This window comes from Aggregatimonas sangjinii, assembly GCF_005943945.1.
In the GTDB taxonomy this organism is placed as follows: Bacteria; Bacteroidota; Bacteroidia; order Flavobacteriales; family Flavobacteriaceae; genus Pelagihabitans; species Pelagihabitans sangjinii.
Window position 1 is genome coordinate 2,400,039 of the sequence record NZ_CP040710.1, and the last position, 22,513, is coordinate 2,422,551.

General features: G+C 45.1%; 17 protein-coding genes. 9 read left to right on the forward strand and 8 right to left on the reverse strand.

The window, feature by feature from the left end:
• Window positions 1-38: 38 nt before the first annotated feature.
• Window positions 39-3,431, reverse strand: coding sequence for a ThuA domain-containing protein (locus FGM00_RS09880; protein WP_138852751.1), 3,393 nt, complete (start codon window positions 3,429-3,431; stop codon window positions 39-41).
• Between the two features lie 112 nt (window positions 3,432-3,543).
• Here FGM00_RS09880 and FGM00_RS09885 point away from each other — a divergent pair, with 112 nt between their 5' ends.
• On the forward strand, window positions 3,544-4,134 hold the full coding sequence (locus FGM00_RS09885) for a YdeI/OmpD-associated family protein (protein ID WP_138852752.1): 591 nt from the start codon (window positions 3,544-3,546) through the stop codon (window positions 4,132-4,134).
• 21 nt (window positions 4,135-4,155) lie between these two features.
• A complete protein-coding gene (locus tag FGM00_RS09890) occupies window positions 4,156-4,698 on the forward strand; it encodes a DUF4287 domain-containing protein (protein WP_138852753.1) in 543 nt (180 codons plus the stop codon).
• Window positions 4,699-4,768: 70 nt separating this feature from the next.
• Here the strand turns inward: FGM00_RS09890 and FGM00_RS09895 are convergent, their stop codons facing one another.
• Both FGM00_RS09895 and FGM00_RS09900 read right to left on the reverse strand, forming a co-directional pair.
• The gene (locus FGM00_RS09895; RefSeq protein ID WP_138852754.1) at window positions 4,769-6,214 is read right to left on the reverse strand and encodes an alpha-amylase domain-containing protein; all 1,446 of its coding nucleotides are present in this window, start codon (window positions 6,212-6,214) and stop codon (window positions 4,769-4,771) included.
• An 11-nt stretch (window positions 6,215-6,225) separates the two neighbouring features.
• Window positions 6,226-7,479, reverse strand: coding sequence for an MFS transporter (locus tag FGM00_RS09900; protein WP_394344427.1), 1,254 nt, complete (start codon window positions 7,477-7,479; stop codon window positions 6,226-6,228).
• An 83-nt stretch (window positions 7,480-7,562) separates the two neighbouring features.
• On the opposite strand from FGM00_RS09900, the gene FGM00_RS09905 reads away from it, so the two are divergent.
• From FGM00_RS09905 to FGM00_RS09930, 6 genes are all read left to right on the forward strand, one after another.
• Window positions 7,563-8,402 carry a cyanophycinase gene (locus FGM00_RS09905; protein ID WP_138852756.1) on the forward strand — a complete coding sequence of 280 codons (840 nt, stop codon included), beginning with the start codon at window positions 7,563-7,565 and terminating at the stop codon, window positions 8,400-8,402.
• A 159-nt stretch (window positions 8,403-8,561) separates the two neighbouring features.
• Entirely contained in the window at window positions 8,562-9,329 is a 768-nt protein-coding gene (locus tag FGM00_RS09910) for a CDP-alcohol phosphatidyltransferase family protein (RefSeq protein WP_138852757.1), read from the forward strand.
• Window positions 9,330-9,348: 19 nt separating this feature from the next.
• Entirely contained in the window at window positions 9,349-10,788 is a 1,440-nt protein-coding gene (locus FGM00_RS09915) for an amidohydrolase family protein (protein ID WP_138852758.1), read from the forward strand.
• A gap of 104 nt (window positions 10,789-10,892) precedes the next feature.
• Window positions 10,893-12,269: an amidohydrolase family protein gene (locus FGM00_RS09920; RefSeq protein WP_138852759.1), complete on the forward strand. Its 1,377-nt coding sequence runs from the start codon at window positions 10,893-10,895 to the stop codon at window positions 12,267-12,269.
• 7 nt (window positions 12,270-12,276) lie between these two features.
• The gene (locus FGM00_RS09925) at window positions 12,277-13,536 is read left to right on the forward strand and encodes a metal-dependent hydrolase family protein (RefSeq protein ID WP_138852760.1); all 1,260 of its coding nucleotides are present in this window, start codon (window positions 12,277-12,279) and stop codon (window positions 13,534-13,536) included.
• Window positions 13,537-13,586: 50 nt separating this feature from the next.
• Complete coding sequence (locus FGM00_RS09930) at window positions 13,587-14,186, forward strand: methyltransferase domain-containing protein (protein ID WP_138852761.1); 600 nt, start codon at window positions 13,587-13,589, stop codon at window positions 14,184-14,186.
• A gap of 16 nt (window positions 14,187-14,202) precedes the next feature.
• On the opposite strand, the gene FGM00_RS09935 is transcribed toward FGM00_RS09930, so the two are convergent.
• From FGM00_RS09935 to FGM00_RS09955, 5 genes are all read right to left on the reverse strand, one after another.
• Window positions 14,203-14,742 carry a hypothetical protein gene (locus tag FGM00_RS09935; protein WP_138852762.1) on the reverse strand — a complete coding sequence of 180 codons (540 nt, stop codon included), beginning with the start codon at window positions 14,740-14,742 and terminating at the stop codon, window positions 14,203-14,205.
• An 86-nt stretch (window positions 14,743-14,828) separates the two neighbouring features.
• The gene (locus FGM00_RS09940; protein WP_138852763.1) at window positions 14,829-15,761 is read right to left on the reverse strand and encodes an NAD-dependent epimerase/dehydratase family protein; all 933 of its coding nucleotides are present in this window, start codon (window positions 15,759-15,761) and stop codon (window positions 14,829-14,831) included.
• Window positions 15,762-15,775: 14 nt separating this feature from the next.
• Entirely contained in the window at window positions 15,776-16,315 is a 540-nt protein-coding gene (locus FGM00_RS09945; protein WP_138852764.1) for an NADPH-dependent FMN reductase, read from the reverse strand.
• A 35-nt stretch (window positions 16,316-16,350) separates the two neighbouring features.
• The gene (locus FGM00_RS09950) at window positions 16,351-18,033 is read right to left on the reverse strand and encodes an amidohydrolase (RefSeq protein ID WP_138852765.1); all 1,683 of its coding nucleotides are present in this window, start codon (window positions 18,031-18,033) and stop codon (window positions 16,351-16,353) included.
• Window positions 18,034-18,306: 273 nt separating this feature from the next.
• Complete coding sequence (locus FGM00_RS09955) at window positions 18,307-18,981, reverse strand: NAD(P)H-binding protein (RefSeq protein WP_236262741.1); 675 nt, start codon at window positions 18,979-18,981, stop codon at window positions 18,307-18,309.
• A gap of 242 nt (window positions 18,982-19,223) precedes the next feature.
• Here FGM00_RS09955 and FGM00_RS09960 point away from each other — a divergent pair, with 242 nt between their 5' ends.
• Window positions 19,224-22,445, forward strand: a complete 3,222-nt coding sequence (locus FGM00_RS09960) for a WD40/YVTN/BNR-like repeat-containing protein (RefSeq protein ID WP_138854678.1) — start codon at window positions 19,224-19,226, stop codon at window positions 22,443-22,445.
• Window positions 22,446-22,513 lie beyond the last annotated feature (68 nt).

Below are 22,513 nucleotides of genomic sequence, written 5' to 3' on the forward strand. Positions count from 1 at the left end.
ACTGTGGCCTACTTCCTAAAATAGGCCATCACTATTGCCTAATTAAAGGTGGCGTTCAAGAGCGCCACATTCGAAGGGGTTTTACCGGCTTCTATCGCTCCGGTAATGTACAGTATGTTTTTCCCTGTTGTTTCTGTTGTCAATGGCATCACTATCGCTGCACCTTGGGTGCCCGCGGGTTGGGGAGCCAATGTTCCTTGGCCGATTACCTCACCGTCAGGGGAATTCAAGCGTATATCAAAATTATAGGTGGCCTTTGGGGCTTCTTGCCATCCGGCACCTAGAACGATGTTACTTACTCCGGTAAGGTCGATGTCGTTCAATTCGAACCAACCTTTTGCACCTGAGAGCAATAGCAAATCCCGTCCGCCGAATGTAACTGCCGTCATTCCATCAGTTTTGGTGTCCTTCGAAAAGCCGACCGTATTACTGGCCAAAACAACCGATTTGTTACCCGTTAAGGGAATCGCGCCTTCAGCGCCTTCGTCCGTATAGCTTGCAGTCAACACCATTAGATTGCCCGGTTTTGTAGCCTCGGGTCGTACAGCGCCCTTTGGAGGTAGCGATGGCTTCAATCCAAGATCACCGTTCAATGACATAATATAAGCGGCGATTTGGCGCGTCTCATCGGAGGAGATATCAGGGTGCGCGGCCATCATGACCTCGCCCCATACGCCAGAGCCCCCCTCTTTAATTTTCTTTTGAAGGTAGGGTATCGCATTTTTATCCTCTCTGTATTTTTTGGCAATATCCATATAATTCGGTCCGATAGAAGCCTCTGCTTCTTTATGACACGTTTTGCAATCCATTGCCATGGTCAAAGCCTTTCCGGTAACGGTGGCCGAGACTTGTTGATGACCAAGATTCATATTCACTTTATCCATCCCATCCATATAATCAACCGAAACGAATATCTTCGATGCATCAATATCACCGCCTTCGGCGTCGGTTACCGATACCTCGTAATTTACAGGCTGTCCGGGCACATAAAACGATGAATTACCATTGATTATCGAAATGGCGACCTCTGGCCTTGTATTACCGGCCACTATGGTAGTCGATTCGCTTGTAGCCGACTCACCGGCCGCATCCTTTACTTCCACCGCGATTTTATATAGGCCTGCATCGGTGTACGTATATGATATTTCCGGCACTGACGTTTCTTTGACCTCACCATTCCCCAAGTCCCATAAATATGTCACGGCATCTTTCTCACGATCCATTGCCGAAACACTTGCAGTAATGGTGAGCGGAAGTTTCCCTGAGTTTTGATCCACCGACATATAATCAATAATCGGCGGACGGTTGCCTCCATTGAAATCCACAATACTCAAGGCGGCATTATCATTTTTGCTGAACCAACCACTACCGTATTCAAGTAAATACAGTTTACCATCAGGTCCCATTTCCATATCGATTAGGTTGTTTACCTTGATATCGGAGGCGAAAGGTTCCATTTTATTGACGCTACCATCTTTAAAAAGACTTACGGCCATCATCCAACCACGCATCCAATCATAAATAATCACCTTGCCATCGTAATAGGAAGGCAATCCGCCACCATCGTCATACATATCGGAATAATAGGTCGGGCCAGCCATGGCATTACGTCCGCCACTCCCCGCTTGGGGAAATTCTTGCGACGCTCCATACGGATAAAACATGTAGGCCGGTTGCGCTGGGGGCAACTCCGTCAAGCCTGTATTGTTTTTAGAGTCGTTAATAGGTTTTTCGGGGTCGAATGTCTTACCACTTTCCCCGTTCGTATAGTCATAATCAACATAGGGCTTATTGTCACCTATAAAAAGTGGCCATCCGAAATTACCGGCGGCGCGGGCTTGGTTCATTTCATCATATCCCTTCGGACCACGTTCATTGAGTTGGTCCACCCGGGCATCCGGACCCACATCGCCCCAATACACATAGCCCCTTTTTTGATCAACCGAGATCCGATACGGATTACGATGGCCCATAGTATAGATTTCAGGCCGTGTTTTTTCGTTACCTACAGGAAAAAGGTTTCCCTCGGGAATGTCATAACTACCATCCTCGTTTACTTTGATGCGCAGAATCTTACCCCGCAGGTCATTCGTATTTCCTGAAGAACGCCTTGCATCGTATTGCTCTTTTCCCGGAATATCGTTTAACGGTGCGTAACCGTTATTTACAAATTCCGCGTCTTTCTCGTCAAAAGGAGTAGAATTATCGCCTGTGGATACGTATAAGAGACCATCTTTATCGAAAGCTATTGAACCTCCCGTATGACAGCAGATTTCCCGTTGACTAAAGACATCCAAAATCACCTGTTCCGAAGCGGTATCGAAAGCATCGTTCTTGAACTTCATCCTACTTAAACGATTTATCTGCTCATCTCCAGTTGGCGCGTAGTACAGATAGACCCAGTTATTTTCGGCGAAGTTGGGGTCTTTCTGAATGCCCATCAACCCTTCTTCGGCATTTACACCGGGGGTATTCAAAGTCTTGTCGTATACGTTTAATTTGAGTACTTCGGTAACTTCTTTGGTGCTCGCACTGTAAAGCATCACCTCACCCCTACGTTGCGCGACCAGTACATCGCCATCAGGTAAAATCGTCATTTCGGTTGGCTCGAAAAATTCGCCTTCGATCAGTACATTTTTAGAGAAGCGATCGATATCCGGTGGAATCTGCGAAACCGCCTTGCCATAATCCAGCTTATTATTTTCTCCGATTGCATATTGAATACCGGCCAAAAGGTGCTTTACGAAGGCCTCTTCCTCATAACTTTCATCGGTATGGCCGGCGCCAGTGTAGAAGGCCCTACCCCCATCGAATTCGTGATACCAGGCAATCGGGTGAAAGTCACCATTCTTACCTCCTTCGTAGGTAGACTCATCAACTGTCATGATAACATTTACGTCCGGGTTGATGTTTTTGTAGTTGTATAGCTCGTCGAACCTATGCCAAATGGAATCCGTAAAATGTTTTGTAGCGATAAAATCATTGTCTTTTATTATAAAATCAGCTTCAGGGGTTCCCTGCGGATGACTTAAGAATTGCGCACCGACCAACTTATTATACCAGCCCCAATCGTATTCCGTATCGGTAGCTGCATGCACCCCTACAAAACCACCGCCAGCCTGAATGTAGCGCTCAAAAGCCGCTTCTTGTTTATGATCCAGGACATTCATGGTCGTGCTTAAGAAAATTATGGCGGAATAGCGCTTTAAATTCTCCTCTTCGAATAAGTCGGCATTTTTTGTCGTGTCCACTTCAAAACCATTTTCCGAACCAAGTTTTTGAATCGCTGCGATTCCAGCAGGGATTGAGGCATGTTCGAAACCCATGGTTTTTGAAAACACCAACACTTTTGGGGCACCTTCGCGTTTGTTGTCACAGGAAGTGAAAATTAGGCCACTGAGAACTAAGAAGAAGAGAACAGCTTTTTTCATTGTATGGCGCTTTTGTTTTGGACTATCCGATAAAAATAGGGATTCACTTTTAGAATGGCGATTGTTTTAATTTGGAAAATATTATTTTTAGGGAAACAGTGATAACTTATCGATGAAAGACCTTCAAGAACATTATTTCAAAAACGATGGGGAGTGGCGAGATTGGCTTCATGAAAATCACAAGCAAGAGAAAGGCATCTATCTTATCTTTTATGCCGTATCCCATAAAAAAGAGAGTATGCGCTGGGAAGAGGCCGTTCGTGTGGCCTTATGTTATGGTTGGATCGATAGTACGGTAAAAAATATTGGGGTGGGAAAACGCCGGCAATACTTTTGTCCCCGTAAGGCAAAGAGTGTCTGGAGCAAAGTCAATAAAGACCATCTGAAAGAACTTATGGCCAAAGGCCTAATGCATGAAAGTGGCCTTGGTATTATCGAAGCCGCCAAGAAAGATGGTTCGTGGACCGCTTTGGATGATGTAGAGAAGGGTATTATACCGGACAATTTGCAATTGGCCTTTGATGAAAATCCGTTAGCGTTCAAAAATTACAAAGGATTTACAAAAGGACAGCGAAAAAGTTATTTGTATTGGCTCAATCAAGCCAAACGAGAGGCAACGCAACAAAAGAGAATCACTGAAATTATAAGGCTATGCGAATTAAATATCAAGTCGAGAAACAATGGATGGGGAAAAGCGGAATAAACAACTAAAATATAAGAACTCATGGAAAAAGCGTTAGAGACTATGATTGCCAACATGCCAGAAAAAACGGGGAAATCATTACAAGAATGGGCAGCATTACTTAAAGAAAAGAATTTTACCAAGCATGGAGAAGCCATGAAATTCCTTAAAGGGGAGCATGGTGTCACCCATGGTTTCGCCAACACCATCATCCACCTATCGAAAGATGAAAAGGGAGGTGGTGATGATTTGGTATCCGCCCAGTACAAAGGCAAGGAAAATTTAATGCCTATTCGTGATAAGCTGCTTGCCCTGGTAAAGACTTTTGGCGAAGATGTGACCATTACCCCAAAAAAAACGTCCATCAGTATTATTCGAAAAAAGCAGTTCGCCCTCATTAAGCCGGCTACCAAAACCAGGATAGACTTGGGATTAAAGCTAAAGGACACCCCAGAGACGGAAAGACTCGGTAATTCAGGGCCGTTCGGAACGATGTGCACCCATCGCGTACAACTTAACGATGTTTCAGAAGTGGATTCCGAACTTACGCAGTGGCTAAAAGAGGCATATGAAAAAGCGAATTAAAAACCGCGATTGGTGCGGGATAAATTCCTAGTCAAATGAATTCTTGAACTTATTTACATTGCCCTTTTATTTAATCTGTGGATACCGACCAAATCGCATAACCATTGACCGGAGCTTGAAGCATTGCTTTACCGTCGGATGCTACAACATTTGATTCAGTACTATTTCCGGTAAAATCTATCAGATTACCTTCAGACCAATGTGTCTGCACTTCCCTAGAAACCTCATTATCGGAAATGTTCAGATAGAGTACCAAACCCTCTTTATTGTCATCCCCACTTCTAGAAGCTATAAATTCATCCGCATTGACAAATAGTACGGACCAATCCCCAGCCGCCAATTCTTGTCGTAACGCTATCATTTGTCTTATTTTCTGCTTTTTTTCATCACCACTGTTTTCGTAATGGGAATAAAATATCGTAGGATAGCCCGGGGCGCATAAAATATAGGCATACGCATGAAGCTCGAAGGCATTCGGGAAATCAAGGTCATTGTCCTGCCTGTTCTCCGTATCATGATTACCCACAAAGGTTACCGCCTTTTCGGGTTGGTTGTTCAGGAGGCTTGCTGCCGTCAAGCGCTGCAAATTCCGCGTGTTGAAGGCATCTCTCATATTGAAAAAATTAGGAAAATCAAAGGCATTTAAGCCTGTAGCCTCGACCCAGGGCTGTACTACTCCCGCCAAATTCCCATCAAAATTTTCACCTACGGCAAACCCGCCCATGGTATCGACCCAGTTCTTGACGATATCGGTACCGTACCCTTTTACAAAATCGAAACGCCAGCCGTCAATCCCTAAGGTATTCATATAAAAATTGGCTACCGACTGCTCCGATTTCCACATCCATGCCTGTACGTATTCACTATTCAAATCCATATCGGGGAAACCGGCAAATCTTCCGGCATCCTCACCTCTTTCCCCATTGGGCAGAAAATCATGCTTGTTTCGATTAAAAAGACCGGAGGGCACGTTAAAAAGGGTGTAGGTCTCCTCTCCTTGAAATGGATTGAATTCCAAAGCACCCCCACTGTTATGATTTATGACCATATCGGCAATTACGGCTATATTGTTGTTGTGAGCTTTTTCGATCATTCTTTCCAATTCTTCACGATTTCCAAAACGGGTCTCTATTGTACCATGCTGTTCGAAATCACCAAAATCAAAATAATCGGCAGGGTCATAACCCATAGAGAATCTTCCTGATTGGCCTTTCGAGATAGGTGGAATCCATATGGCATCGATTCCGTCATCCGCCCAATCATCCAATTTCGATGTCAGTATATCCCACCATATACCTCCTTCAGTAACGTCCCAATAAAAAGCCTGCATCATAACGCCGGATCCAGGTATAATGGCCGTGCTCCTTGAGCTAGAAGTGCCGGTCGGATAATCACTCGCCGGGTGTGTCGCCACCTCTTCCGATGAATCGGTCGGTTCTTTAGAATCTGTTTTAGAACAGCACAGCACCAATGAAATACATAATAATAACAGGGAAGAACTAAAAATTTTTTTCATAACAACAAGTCTTATTTTTTTCGAAATTTAATACAATAAATCACAGCGGCAATGCCCCCGACCGTAGAAAACACGGTCAACATCCAGAAGACATTCTGAAAACCCGGTTCCCCCGGATTGGAATCCAACAAATAGCCATAGGCCGGGCCTGCAAAAATATCCGGGGTATACCCAACCAAGGATATGAGCCCAACCGCCGTTCCGGTGAGTACCAAAGGAATCCTTCCTTCTTGCATCACGGCAAAATATAAGGCTCTGGCCGAATACACGCCAATGGCAATAATGATGACCGACAAAAAGAACAAAATCGTAGCAGATGGCGCAATAAGTCCAGATGCGAACAAAAAACCTCCAATTATAGTGGCGACAAAGCTAAACACCAATACCAGGCTAATTCTAAATCGGTCGACGATTAATCCTAAAAGGATACCTGTCGTAGGTCTCAAAAATTGTAAAAAAGTGCCTGTTTGGGCCGCTTTCACCTCGTCGTACAGCATTACTTCGTTGGCATATTGCGAAAGAACATCGGTTATCTTGTATCCCACATAGGCACAGAGAATAATCACCATAAGCAACTGTACCGAGGGGAGTTTCAGTACCGAAACAATCTGGCTTATCGAAATCCGTTCCACTAAAATTTCCTTTTCATCCACTCCGGACTTCATAAAGAACCAGGTGAGCGCTCCGATTACCGTTATGATGATAGACGAGCAATAGATAACATACCGAAAAGCTTCCTGTCGCTCTGACAAAGAGGCCATATCAACGTTTTCGGAAATGAATAGCGAAAAAATAAATACCCCGAGCAACCCGAAAAGAAAACCGGTCAACCCGCGCCCCCCGTCCAGAAGTCCAAATGCCTTCCCTTGGGAAGCAGTGCCTCCCCAAACCCGGGTCGCTTTGATCATAGGAGCCCAGAACAGAAAAATCGTAGTGAAACCCCAATACCCATATACAACTTGCAACACCTCAAAACTGGGGAAAGTGGCAAATACCATACCCCCTGCGGCGGTCATCCCTAAAGCAATCGCCATTAATTTTCTGGGTGGATATTTGTCGGCCAAAGGCCCCCCGAACAAATAGGAGACCACGGCAACAATACCATACACCGAAAAACAAAGCCCGAGTTGGGTATTATCGAGCATAAATACGTCCAAAACCGTAGGCCTGAAAATACGTGGTAATACAAAAGGTAGTATAAATACGGCCTCCCCCGCCAGAATGAGTAAGGCGAGGTAATACCAAGTGGCGGTCTGTTTCATCAGCTTGAAAGATACTAAGAACCGTTGGAATCTTGATAAGAACATCACGTCTACTTATCTTTAGGCATCTACACAATTCTTACTTTATGAAAAAATTCTTCTTTGTTCTTCTATTCGCTTTGACCGCCAATGCACAAGAACATCTGACCACAGGTCCTGAAAACGGTACTTTGGTAATAGTGGGTGGCGGTCGCGTAGTCGATACCATAACAAAAAAGTATATTGAACTTGCCGGGGGAATTGACGCCCCAATGGTTGTCATACCCACTGCGGGAGGTGATGACATCTATGGTGAGGACTATTATTTCGCCGAACGACTAAGAGCATTCGGAGTTAAAAAAGTAACCGTTGTACACACCTATGATAGAGCGGAAGCCGATACCGAGGCTTTCACTCAACCTTTAAAAGATGCCAAGGCGGTGTGGTTTGGTGGCGGACGACAATGGCGTTTAGTAGACGCTTATGCCGATACCAAAACCGAACAATTGATTTGGGAAGTTCTAAACAAGGGTGGGGTAATCGGAGGGTCGTCCGCAGGCGCTACCATTCAAGGGTCCTATCTGGCACGAGGCGACACGCAAAACAATCAAATCATGATGGGAGACCATGAGGAAGGATTCGGTTTTATAAAAAATATTGCGATAGATCAGCATGTGCTTGCCCGTAACAGACAATTCGACATGTTCAATATTCTCAAGAACAGACCGGAACTTTTGGGTATAGGCATAGATGAAAGCACCGCAGTAATCGTGAAAGGAGACCAATTTGAAGTTGTAGGAGCCAGCAAAGTATTGATATACGACGGCACCTTTTGGTCCAGGGAGGGAAGTCAACTTAAAAACCTTCCTTCCAAAGACAACTTGTTTTACTTTTTGCAGTCCGGTGACCGTTATGATATGAAATCACGGAGCGTCGTTACAGATTGATGCACGTATTCGAAAGTAATTGCCAAAATTCGTTGTACATGTACACCTTTTGGAAAAGCTGACAAAGTGCAAATTTAGGGCTATCTTTGTGTAAGGTTTTGTGGAGTGTACCGGGCCAACGTGTTTCCGTTACCGGTTTTCTTCAAGGACCTGAGCGCTATGTCAAAATTACCCAAGGAAAATCAATTCTTGGACTTATCCGATTATGGAAGGCCCCTTGCAAAAATTATTGCCAACTCCCTTAAAAATACGTCTTTTACCCCCATTCACGTTACGTTAGCTTTTGTAGTATCGGGACTCATCGCCATCACTTGTATTCTTAATGGCTATTACTGGGCCACGGCGTTCTTTCTAATTTTAAAGTCTATTTTAGATGCGGCCGATGGGGAATTGGCCCGTATCAAAAACACCCCTTCCTATACAGGTCGGTATTTGGATTCCGTTTCGGACATCATTCTGAATCTACTGATCTTGATGACCATTTGGTATGTTACCAATGGTTCTTTGGCCCTCACGATCTTGGCCTTTTTCGGCATTCAATTACAGGGTACACTTTATAATTATTACTACGTCATTCTCCGGAAGAAGCACAATGGTGATACAACTAGTCGTGTTTTTGAAAATGAAACACCAAAAGCCCTAAAAGGTGAAAAACAGCGGAATGTTGATATTCTTTTTGGATTGTATACCTTGTTTTACGGAGTTTTTGATAAGATTATATATCGATTAGATCGTGATGCCGTGGAGGCCCAAAAACTGCCCAACTGGTTTATGACAGCTGTTTCTACCTTTGGCTTGGGATTTCAACTATTACTTATCGCCATCATGCTGGCGGTAAATCTGCAATACTATATCATCCCGTTCTTTATCGGCTATTCCCTTTTTATACTGGTATTTATTGCCATCCGTAGATTGATAAATCGCTAATTTTCCATACTTTTCAGGTATGCGAATCCGATATGTTTTACTTCCTCTTGTATTCTTGTTTGTAAGCTGTTCTGAAGCTACAAAAGAACGTTTCGATCTTGTCGTTCAAAACGGAAACGTTATCGATTTGGAGACAGGAGCCATTCACGAACAAACCATTTTTATTTCTAATGGAAGAATAAAAAAAATGATGACTTCGGATGGCAATATCCCTTTCGAAGCTACCAAAACAATCGATGCCAGCGGAAAATACATCCTACCCGGATTTTGGGATAACCACGTGCACTTTCGTGGTGGGGATAGTTTGATAAAAGCCAATAAAAATTTTTTAAATCTTTTTATCGCCAACGGAATTACGACTGTTCGCGATGCTGGCGGCGACTTGACCACTTCGGTAATGAAGTGGAAAACCGAAATTGCGGAAGGAAATCTAATCGGTCCGACCATTTTTACCTCCGGCCCGAAGATAGACGGACCCGGTGCCACTTGGGCGGGGTCTTTGGAAGTTGAAACCGAAGCTGATATTCAAAAAGCATTGGATTCCCTGGAGCGCATCCCCACCGATTTCGTAAAATTCTATGACAGCAGCATATCCGGAGAACTCTATTTAAAAACCATTGCCGAAGCGGAGAAACGAAATCGCATCACCTCGGGTCATATGCCCTTTACGGTACGTTTAGCGGAAACCGTGGATTCGGGTATCGATGCCATCGAACATCTATACTACGTCATGAAAGGCTGTGCCTCCAACGAAAAAGAAGTCACACAACAATTACGGGACGACGAAATCGGTTTTTGGGATGCCATGCCTCTGCTCATGGCCGGTTATCAGGATACTACGGCACAAAAAACCTTTTCCCATCTGAAAGAGAACGATGTTTACGTAGTGCCAACATTGCATATCGGCAAAACCCTGAGTTACCTTGATGAAGTTGACCATAGCAAAGATGCATACCTCAAGTATATGAGTGATGGTATTATCAGGACCTACGAAGGTCGTGTAAATCGCGTGAAGAATTCGTCTGAGAAGGCTATTGCCGACCGTAAGGCATTGGATGCCTTTTTTGGTGAATTGACAAAAAAATTGGATGATGCCGGCGTGGGATTGCTGGCGGGTTCGGATAGCGGAGCCTATAACTCCTATACCTATCCCGGAATATCGCTACATCAAGAACTACAGGAAATGGTCGCCAACGGACTTTCGCCCTTGGATGCGTTACGGACCTCCGCCTATAATGGCGCTAGGTTCTTAAAACAAGACCAAGACCATGGCACTATCGCCGAAGGAAAAATAGCCGATCTGGTTTTGCTTGATGCGAACCCTTTGGATAATATTGAACATACTAAAGCAATTTTTGGGGTAATCACCAAAGGCAAGACCTATTCAAAAGAGCAACTGAACGAACTATTGGAGACTGCAGACCACAGCCCGGATTCCCCTTCAAAGGGGGAATCATGATTGACAGCTCTGGGACTACCTGGCAGCATTCAGACGTCCCTCTCACCCCCTTTGAAGGGGGAATTGTGATTCGTAAAAGTAACATGTTATAAAAACCTAGTCCCATGAAAAAACTATCTATGCTACTTGTAGTTGCGCTCTTTGTTGCCTGCAATCAAGCCCAGGAGAAGGTAAGTCCAACGGCGACCTTGATTTCAAATGTAACTATCATTGATGTACGTTCGGGAGAACTACTGGAAAACCGTCAAGTGGTGATCGATTCGGGGAAAATCAAACGAATTTCGGAAGCTATCGAAAATACGGAAGCGTATACGAATTCCATTGATGGCAGCGGAAAATTCCTCCTGCCCGGGTTGGCCGAAATGCATGCCCATATTCCTCCGCCAACGACCGATGCCAAGCGAATCGAAGAAACCTTGTTCTTATATCTTTCCAACGGCATCACTACTATTCGCGGTATGTTGGGCGACCCCCTACATCTCGAACTGCGGAAAAGAGCCCTTAACGGCGATCTGCTGAGCCCGCGTATTTTTACCTCGAGTCCATCCTTGAACGGGAACTCCGTTACCACGGTCGAGGAGGCCAAGGAAAAAGTCACGGCCTATCAACAGGCCGGATATGATTTTCTGAAAATCCATCCGGGCATACAAAAAGCCGTTTTCGATCAGCTGGTAACAACGGCCAATGAAGTGGGTATTCCCTTTGCGGGACATGTTCCCGTAGATGTGGGCATTCGTCATGCCCTGGAAAGCAAGTATGCTTCCATTGACCATGTAGACGGATTTTTGGAAGGGCTCGTTCCCGAATTGCAAAACGTAGACCCTACTGAGAACGGTTTCTTCGGATTTGCCTTTACTCCGTTGGCCGACACCTCAAAAATCGATGAGCTTGTTGCCCTTGCCAAACAATATAAAGTATGGATCGTTCCCACCCAAAGCCTTTTTGAAAGATGGTTTGCACCCGTTTCAGCAGATGAATTGTTGGCACAGCCTGAAATGAAATACATGCCACCATCCACTTTAAAAAACTGGAAAGAACGCAAGGAACAATCCACGGCACCCGATTCGGGTTTCAACGAAGCCCAATGGCAACAATTCGATAGTATCCGCAAAAAATTGATACTCACCCTAAGCCGAGATGGCCATGGCATGCTACTGGGTTCCGATGCCCCTCAACTATTCAACGTGCCCGGATTTTCCATACATCATGAAATCGATGGTATGCTAGAAGCCGGAATGACCCCTCTGGAAATCATTCGTTCGGGAACGATGAATCCAGCGACCTTCTTTGGGATGTCGGATACCTTTGGGGAGATAAAGGAAGGGCTGGATGCGGATATGATACTGTTGGAAGCCAATCCCTTGGAAAACCTAACTGCCTTGCAGCAAATTTCGGGCGTTATGGTTCGCGGTAAATGGCTTCCGAAGAATGCCATAGATCAGAAGTTGGCGGAAATCGCTGCGAATGCTGCTAAAAACTAGCCCCTGTATGAAAAACTGTATGCTCTTCTTTCTAGTTCTGACAACTTTGACTACGTATGGCCAGACTCTACTTCAACCCGACCGCGTATTCGACGGCGAGGAAATGCATAGCGAATGGGTCGTTTTGGTCGAAGGCAATGAGATTCGCTATGTTGGCAAGGTAACCGATCTTAGACTTCCGAAGAACACCAAGAAAATAGCTTTAAAGGGAGCAACCCTAATGCCCGGCTTGATTGAGGGGCACTCACATATGCTCTTACACCCCTATAATGAGACTTCTTGGAACGATCAGGTGCTTAAGGAGTCACCCGTAGAGCGTGCCATAAGGGGAACCGTTCATGCCAAAAATTCTTTGATGGCGGGCATTACCACCGCACGTGATCTGGGCGCCGAAGGTGCAGGGTACACCGATGTTTATTTAAAAAAGACGATTGATGAAGGCCTCGTGCCCGGACCACGAATGTTGGTTGCCGGTCCGGCTATAGTCGCCACCGGAGCCTATGGCCCAAAAGGATTCCACGACGGAGTACAAGTGCCACTGGGCGCCGAACCGGCAAGCGGTATTGAGGAAGTTATCAAAACCGTTCGCCGCCAGATGGGAAATGGCGCGGACTTCATAAAAATTTACGCGGATTACCGCTGGACCTCTGGAGCGCCATCAGAGCCTACCTTTTTGCAGGAAGAAATAGATGCCATGGTAGCCGCAGCGACCACGGCCGGAAAATATGTGGTGGCGCATGCCAGCACTCCGGAAGGTATGAGAAGGGCGATAAAGGGCAGTGTGGAGACCATTGAACATGGTGACGGGGGTACTTTGGAAATCTTCGAGCTGATGAAAGAAAAAGGCGTCGCCCTATGCCCTACCTTGGCCGCAGGGGACGCTATCATGCAGTATAATGGTTGGAACAAGGGGACTGATCCGGAACCGGAGCGCATTAGAAACAAAAAGAAATCGTTCCGACTAGCATTGGAATCGGGTGTGGATATTGTTTTTGGCGGAGATGTTGGGGTCTTTACCCATGGAGAAAATTATCGCGAAATGGAACTGATGGTAGCCTATGGAATGAGACCTTTGGAAGTTTTAAAATCCGCCACCGCGGGCAATGCCAACATTTTTCACCTAATGAGGCTAGGGAAGTTACAGGAAGGTTTCCTGGCCGATATTATTGCGGTGGAGGGAAATCCGATAGAAGACATCACCAATATGCGAAAGGTAAATTTTGTTATGAAGGACGGAAAAATTTACAAAATAGCAACCAAGCCCTGATCGAAAGCCGATGAGCGTTCGTCAGCTCGCCCTTATACTGTATGTCTAAAATGAAGGATTCCAATCAACAATACTATTGGACCGAGCGCTACCAAGAAAAAAATAGCCCGTGGGACATTGGTTACCCCTCTACTCCCTTAAAGGAATATATTGATCAACTGGAGGACAAAACCATCCCTATTTTAATTCCCGGTGCGGGAAACGCTTACGAAGCGGAATATCTATGGCAACAAGGTTTTACAAAGGTATTTGTGTTGGATATTTCAGAGATTCCTCTGAAAAGATTCCAGGAACGGAATCCGAATTTCCCGAAAGAACAGCTGCTCTTAGAAGATTTCTTTGAACACGAAACCCGATATGACCTCATCCTCGAACAGACGTTTTTCTGCTCGTTCGTTCCTACGGACAAAAACCGAAATGCCTATGCCGAACACATGGCAAAATTGTTGAATCCCAAAGGGAAACTTGTAGGGCTTTGGTTCGATATACCCCTAACCGATGATATGGAAAAACGCCCTTTTGGTGGGGACAAAAAATTATATCTAAACTATTTGATACCGTTTTTTGATGTGCTCACTTTTGAACGTTGTTACAATTCGATTTCGCCTCGAATGGGCAACGAACTCTTTGGGATTTTTGTCAAAAAGTGATTTTCACAACTCAACGTTACACTTGCTTGGGCTTTTTGAAAAATCCGATAAGCTTCCTTGGAAGGGTATAGAAGATAAAAAACACCAATGCAAATATGCTCCCAAAACCCATGGGTATAATGGCGCCAAAAGTAAAAGAAGCCCCCAGCACCCAACCCAGTAAATACTCCGATTTGTAAATCGGAAAGAAAAAAGCCAAAACCAACACGGCGCCCAAAATATAATCGATCTCTTTAACATCGTGAATAAAGCAAACGGAAATGGCTATGGCCACCAAGGCAGCGGCAATAAACCGAAAGAGAACAATGCGAAGACTCTCGGAAGCAACATCGCCTTCAGTATTATCGATTCTTTTATGGATTCGGTAGAGTAAAAACCAAGTGAAAAAAGGCAAGATTATACCCCCCAACCAATTGGGGAAACCCGGCATGTTGTCGTCATGCAACAAATAATGAGTCGGGATACCTCCATGAAAATAATCCCATGCGATGTGTCCCCAAACCAGAAGCAATACGATTGTTGTGATAAGAATACGAAGGCGTAATGGTAGTTTCATGATGGTCGATTTTGATTGATTGATACGTCATGTGACGTCTGCCTTGGAAATTTGTTACAGCTTTCCGATCAAAATCGGTTTCGACTTTATTGAATACCGTAATCTGAAATGATTTCTCGAATACCCTCGGGATAGCTGGTCACCTCAAAATCCGGAAAGCGGCTTTTATACTTTGTAGCATCGAAGATGTTGTCAATGGTATACCGAGGGAACAATTCCTTGGTCTCTTTTATCATTTTATTGAAGAGGGAAGCGATTTTCAAATGAAACGGACTCAAAATGTCAAAGGATATATCCCTCCCTAATTGGGTAGAAATTTCGGCGATAAACTGTTGATAGGTCAAACGGTTGTCATCGCATGGCAGGTGCCAGGTTTGTCCGAAGGCATCGGGCGTATTCGCCAATAGGGCCATTGCCCTGCTTGCATCGGGGGTGTATATGAGGGTCCGTAGCACATCATCCTTTAAAAAGATGCGCGGTTTTTTGCCATTTCGTAGCCGCTCAAAAATAAGCGCATTGGTAAAACTTTTGGTTATCCCGGGCCCATAAAATTCCGGAGCTCGGCAAATCAAGGCTTCTATTTCTCCGTTGTGCATAGCGGTTAAAAGTGCTTCGGCCGCGCGTTTCTTGCCAATACCTTTTTTACCCGTTGACGTCATGGGGGTATTTTCTTTTTGTACGGCAACATCTTGAGGATAGGCATAGGTATTGTCGAAATATATCAGTTTACACCGTTGTTTTCTACACGCTGCAATAACGTTCTCCATAATCCGTATCCAATCCCGAAGCCAAACTTCCGACGTATAGGGGAGACCAACAGTTAAATAAGCGATTTCGGCATCTTCCAAGGCGCTATTTACTTCCTCGATGTTGAACAAGTCGGCTTTGAACAGATTATCGGAAGGATTAACTTTTTCAGGATTTCGACCCACCAACCTAATTTTATCTGTATAGTCGGTTTTCAATACTTTGGCAAGTTCTTCGCCAATAATCCCGTTTGCGCCTAGTATGGTATGCATGATTTTTAAGGTATCTAATCGTTCTTTATCGCTTCTTGAAGTAACCGGATTTTGCCTTTCAAGATGGCTTTCAATTCAGTATCGGTTATTCCCTCTTCAGAAAAGTTGGCGTTGAAAGAGGGTAAGGAAAAATCGGCCACAATTTTTGCGCCCATTCGCGGGAAAGTAATCCTTGCCGTTTGTAACACCGACGCTCCTCCTCTACTCCCGGGAGAGGTAGCCATTAAAAGCATCGGTTTGTCCTTCCATACTCTTTTATCGATTCTCGATAACCAATCGTAAGCGCTCTTGAAGGCCGCGGAATAGGATCCATTGTGCTCTGCAAGGGATACCACAAGGCCATCTGCCGATGCCAAAAAATCGTTTAATCGGTTTACGTCCTTCGGGATGCCATGTTCATCTTCATAATCGATTCCGTACAGCGGGATATCGAAATCATTCAAATCCAAAACGGACACTTTTACATTTTTTAATTGGTGAGCCACATAGGTCGCCAGCGCCTTATTTATCGAGTTTTTGCTATTGCTGCCACCAAGGGCCACTACTTTTTTCATTATTCCAAAATTGCATTCAAGCCCTACAAGGAAATTTACTGCTGGTTTCTATCAAACCGTTTCTTTCCTCCTATATACGTCTGTAAAACCTCGACATTTTTAATTCGAGGGCCTTTTATAGTAGTGATATCTTCACTCAATATAACGAAATCCGCTAGTTTACCTTCTGAAAGCGAACCTTTTCTATCCTCATCATAGGAGGCAAAAGCGGCATTCCTCGTATGGGCGAACATGGCCTGCTCGACCGTGATTTTTTGTTCCGGAACCCAGCCTTCTGGATTCTTATCATCCAACGTACGCCTTGTTACCGCCGCATAGATGGCCATAAGCGGGGAGGCCGGTGCAACGGGCCAATCGCTTCCAAAGGCCAAAGTGGCGTCCTCATCCAATAAGGATTTAAAAGCATAGGTCGTCTTTATACGATCGGGACCGATAAGGTTCTCTGCCCAACGCCCGTCATCAATGGCATGGTAGGGTTGTACACTAGCAATAACCCCAAATTGTGCAAAACGTTCGATATCGTCGGGAGCGATATGCTGTGCATGTTCCATTCTCAACCTTCTATCCTTCCTCCCATTTTCGGCGATAATACGTTCGTAAATATCGAGTAGTGTAGCAATAGCCTTATCACCGATAGCATGAACCGTCACCTGTAGATCTTTCTTGTCGGCAGCTGAAATCCACGTATAGAGATCTTCCTCCTTAGCAATAAAGAACCCGGTATCTCCTGAACTGTCCAAATATGCTTCTTTAAAGGCAGCTGTATGCGAACCCAAGGAACCATCTACAAAACCCTTGACCAGGCCTGTCTTGAGCCATTTATTCCTTTGCAAGTCCTCTGCCGACTCTGGCGATTGCAAAGTTTTCGAACTGACCTCGTCGTAACGATTTAAGGGCTTGGCCGTGTACAGACGTATCGCCAATTCCCCATTCTCATATAATTTCCTAGCGGCACTGTAGGTTCCCAAACTATCAACGTCATGAACCGAAGTCACTCCATTGGATAACAAATAATCGGTAGCGGTAAGAATGGCCTTCTTCTTTAGCGCTTCGGTCATTGGCGGTATGGCATTCAGCATTTTTGTCATGGCGCTACCTTTTAAGATTCCGGAAGGGTTACCGTCAGCATCACGTATGATTTCGCCAGCAGCCATAGTATCAGTCCGTTTATCAATACCAGCAATGGAAAGCGCTGCGGAGTTCGCCAACACCATATGCCCGTCCATACGATAGAGGACGACGGGGTTTTCCAAGGTAAATTCGTCGATCCATTCTTTGGTGGGTAGTTCCCCACCCCAAAGTGTATGGTCCCAGTTCCCTTCCAATACCCATTCGCCGGGAACCAGTGTACCGGTATACTCTGCTATTCGCTTGATAAATTCCTCTTTGGTACTCGCATCACGCAGCGCTACACTCAAAAGTGCGTTACCACCCATAAGCAAATGCACATGCGCATCGATAAATCCCGGAACTACAAAACGGCCTTTTGCGTCAACCACCTCGGTAGCCTCACTTTTGTAACGTGCCATCTCCTGTGAACTGCCTATGGCAAGAATCGTATCACCCAAAATGGCCATGGCCTCCGCTCTTGGTAGTTTTTCATTCGCCGTCCATATGTTGGTGTTAGTTATGATTACATCGGCTTTAGGGGTCTCTATGGAACAAGCTGCCAAGAGAAATAGTATAAAAGCACTGTTGAAAATCGTTCTAAAAAGCATTGGCGCCAAGGTTTTTATAAAGTAAGGTTTAGTATGGTAAAAATACTCATTTAACCTGCGCTAATTTAAATAGCAGCGCGACCGTATGTTACTAAGCTAATGAGGTACCAAAAGAAAAGACTTTTTCTTATCCAAGCAAGCCTGGGCCCCACTTGTCTAAATGCCAAAAGCAGGTAAATAGGCCGTCAGACCTGCCAGCCATGAAGCAGGACCAAACCTCAAAAAGCAAGCAAAAAATTGTGGGAAGTGCATTCTTGTCACAATGACCATGAACTATTTCGTCAGTCTCTCAAAGTCATCCCAAACCAAATATTCTTCCCTTTTTTTTGGAGTCAAAACATTTCGGGCAATGGCCCTCCCTAAATCAGTGACTTTTACACCGCGATATTTTCGAAGTCTTCCGAACAAGAAGGGTTTTAACAGGGGCCAAAACTTCAATAACACCCCTTGCGAAAATCCGTAACGGTTAGTGGGCGTTAATATCATGGAAGGTTGAAAAACACTTAAGCGTTCGAATCTCATTTCTTTTAGAGCTTCCACCAGCTCTCCTTTTGTCCGTAGATAAAAGGAAGAAGACTCCGTACTGGTTCCCACCGAGGCAAGTAATTCAAAATGTGTTATGCCCGATTTTTTACATTCTTGGGCGAAATCGAGAACGGCCTGTTTATCTATTTTAATAAAATCTTCTTTGCTTACTTTCGATGACTGGCCTACCCCGAGGGTACATATAGCGGTTTGGTGGCCACTCACCAATTCGGCATACGAACTCGGGTCGAACAGATTGATTTTATACTGGTCGACCACTTTGCTGACCAAGTACGGTACCGTTCTTCTGCCGAGCAATGTTAGCTTTCCTATTTCGGGCATTTGCAATAATTCCTTTACCGTGTGGCCACCAACTGCACCCGTGGCACCTATCATTACGATCGACAAATTGGATTTATCCATGGCATTCAAATATCTCTTGACGTTACCGTTTTGCGAAGCTAACGCTTTTAGTTAACACTCCTTTAAGAATTCTCCCAGTGCTTTTTGGTATATTTAGGCAGGACTATTGGAACTTAGAAAAGACGAATAGAAAACAGGTGTAAAATAGTAAAAGAAACCTTGGGTTTTTCTTAGTTTTATCCGCTAACAAATAAACAAACCTCAAACAGACTACCTTGAAAAAACAATTGCTCTCCGTACTGATGCTGTTGGCATCCCTTACCCTTTTCGCTCAAGAATTCAAAATGGACCTCGTTCAGGACCTAAAGCCTAGGAATATAGGCCCTGGGGGAATGAGCGGACGTGTGACCGCCATTGATGCCATTCACAACAACCCAGATATTATGTATGTGGGCACGGCGTCGGGTGGTTTATGGAAATCTACTTCGGGCGGAATTAAATGGGAGCCCTTGTTTGAAAAGGAGTTGACGGCCTCTATCGGCGCGTTGGCCATTCAGCAAAGTAATCCTTCGGTAATTTGGGTAGGTACTGGCGAAGGCAATCCGCGAAATAGCCTTAACGGTGGTTTCGGCGTATATAAATCCTTGGACGGCGGTAAAAGCTGGATGGCAATGGGCTTGGAAAAGACCCGGCACATCCATAGAATAAAAATAGACCCCACAGATCCGAATACCGTTTATGTCGGCGCTATTGGTTCCCCATGGGGCGAACACCCTGAACGCGGAGTGTATAAAACTACCGATGGTGGCGTGACTTGGGAAAAAATCCTATTCGTGAATAACAAGACCGGCGTTGCCGACTTGGTCATGGACCCCACCAATCCGAACAAATTGATTGCGGCGATGTGGGAACACAAACGCGATCCCTGGTTCTTCAAATCCGGTGGTGAGGGCAGTGGCCTGTATATGACGCACGATGGCGGAAAGAATTGGAAAAAACTGACCGAGGAAGACGGACTACCCAAAGGAGACCTCGGTCGAATGGGGATCGCCATAGCACCAGGAAAACCAAATATCGTTTATGCCCTAATCGAAGCAAAGAAAAATGCACTTTACAAATCCGAGGATGGGGGCTTTACGTGGAAGAAAATTAACGATAAATCCGATATTGGAAATCGCCCGTTTTACTATTCCGAAATTTATGTGGACCCACAGAACGAAAATCGGGTCTATTCGGTGTTTACGTTTATCAATGTTTCCGAAGATGGCGGTAAAAATTTCAAACAATTGATGAACGCCTATGGACGCGATGTCACCAATGGAGTACATCCAGATCATCATGCTTTTTGGATCCATCCTAAAAATGGCCAATTCATTCTGAACGGGAACGACGGTGGTTTCAACATATCCAAAGATGGCGGGAAATCGTGGCGTTTTGTAGGCAATATTCCGGTAGCACAGTTTTACCATATCAATGTAGACAATGAATACCCTTACAATGTGTATGGCGGTCTTCAGGATAACGGCTCTTGGCGCGGCCCCGCCTATGTTTGGAAGGCACAGGGCATTCGGAATAGCTACTGGCAGGAAATTAGCTTCGGCGACGGCTTTGATGTCGTACCTGACCCCGACGACTCGAGATACGGCTATACCATGAGCCAACAAGGGTATGTGCAACGGTACGATCATATCACCGGGAACAACTATATCATACGCCCTACCCCGCCCGACGCCACCACCAAGCTCCGTTTCAATTGGAATGCGGCGATCGGCCAAGACCCATTTGATAATACTACCGTCTATTTTGGGAGCCAATTCGTACATAAAAGCACTGACAAAGGATTGACCTGGGAAATCATTTCCCCCGACCTGACCACTAATGACCCTGAAAAACAAAAGCAGAGCGAAAGTGGCGGCCTGAGTATGGATGCTACAGGAGCGGAAAACCATACGACCTTATTAGTGGTCGAGCCCTCGCCGGTAGAACAAAATATGCTTTGGACAGGTTCCGATGATGGGCGGGTGCATTATACACAAGACGGAGGGACAACATGGATCGATGTCACCGCAAATATTAAAGGATTACCCGCCGGAAGTTGGATTCCCCAAATTAAAGCTTCCACCAAAAACAAAGGGGAGGCCCTTTTAATCGCCAATGATTACCGCAGGTTCAACTATACCCCATACGCCTATCGTACCAAAAACTATGGAAAAACGTGGGAACGTATTGTTGATGGTGACGACGTTCAGAGCTATACGCTCTCGATTGTCGAAGATCCCGAAAACCCCAATCTTGTATTCTTGGGAACCGATGACGGACTCTACATCTCCTTTGATGCCGCTGCCAATTGGCAAAAATGGACAGAGGGCTTCCCCACCGTTTCCACCAAAGACCTGGTCATTCACCCAAGGGAACACGACTTGGTCATCGGTACCTTTGGCCGTGCCGTTTGGGTCTTGGATGATATTCGTCCACTTCGAGCTTTGGCTTCAGACAAAAGCATTCTAAACAGGGATATTAAACTTTTTGCACCACCAATAGCCTATCAGGCGGCCTATCAACAACCTACGGGCACCCGATTTGGAGGGGATGCGCTGTACAATGCCGAAAATAGGAAAGGTGGGGCGATGCTCACCTACTATTTAAAGGAGGGGAAAAAGAAAGCAGCTGGCAAGGAAGAAGATAAGGATGAGGATGGTTCTGAGGAAGAAACAATTGCTTCGGAAGCCAATAAAGTCGATGAAGGGGATTCCAAAGAACTTACGGGCGTTCAGAAAAAGGATTCCGTGCAATTCGACTTTTATGACGGGGAACGTTTGATACGCACCTTGAAATACAAAACCCCTGAAAAAGCAGGTTTCCATCGTATCTATTGGGATATGGATGAAAAAGGCCCGGACAGGCCTTCGCGTAAAATCAGCAAAGACAAAAACGAACGTGGTGGTAGGGACGTAACTCCAGGTACCTACAGAGTGAAAGTGAGTTTTGGAGATCAAACCGATGAAACCACCATTATGGTAAAATCGGATCCCCGACTATCGGTTTCGGAGGCAGGCATAGCTGAAATCTATGCTACCGCTGAAAAACTACAACAAATGACACAGACCGCCGCCGATGCTGTGGAGCAATTGGCAGAAAGTAAAAATGTGGCTGATAAATACGCCAAAGAGCTTAAGGAACTCGATAAGAAAAAGTACAAAGACCAAATCAAAGCGTCCGGTACGATTGCAAAACAGATAGATTCGGTAATGGCATTGTATATCGGAAAAGAGGACAAGCGCCAAGGCATTACCCGCAATCCGGAAACCAATGTTATGCAACGTATCGGGAATGCCTCCGGTTACGTGCGATCAAGACCCAACGGACTGACCAAAACGGAAAGGGATCTCATGAAGTATGCCGAAAACGATTTGGAAAGCGCCCTAGAAAAGACCAATACCTTCTTCACCGATAAATGGAAAGCGTATCGGGAAGAGATAGAGAAGTTGGACGTATCACCCTTTAAGGAAATCAAAACATTTTGACTTAAATAGGGCTGGATGCCTGAAGCTCGATGCGCGATACCAACTATCGCACGCCAAGCACCGAGCAC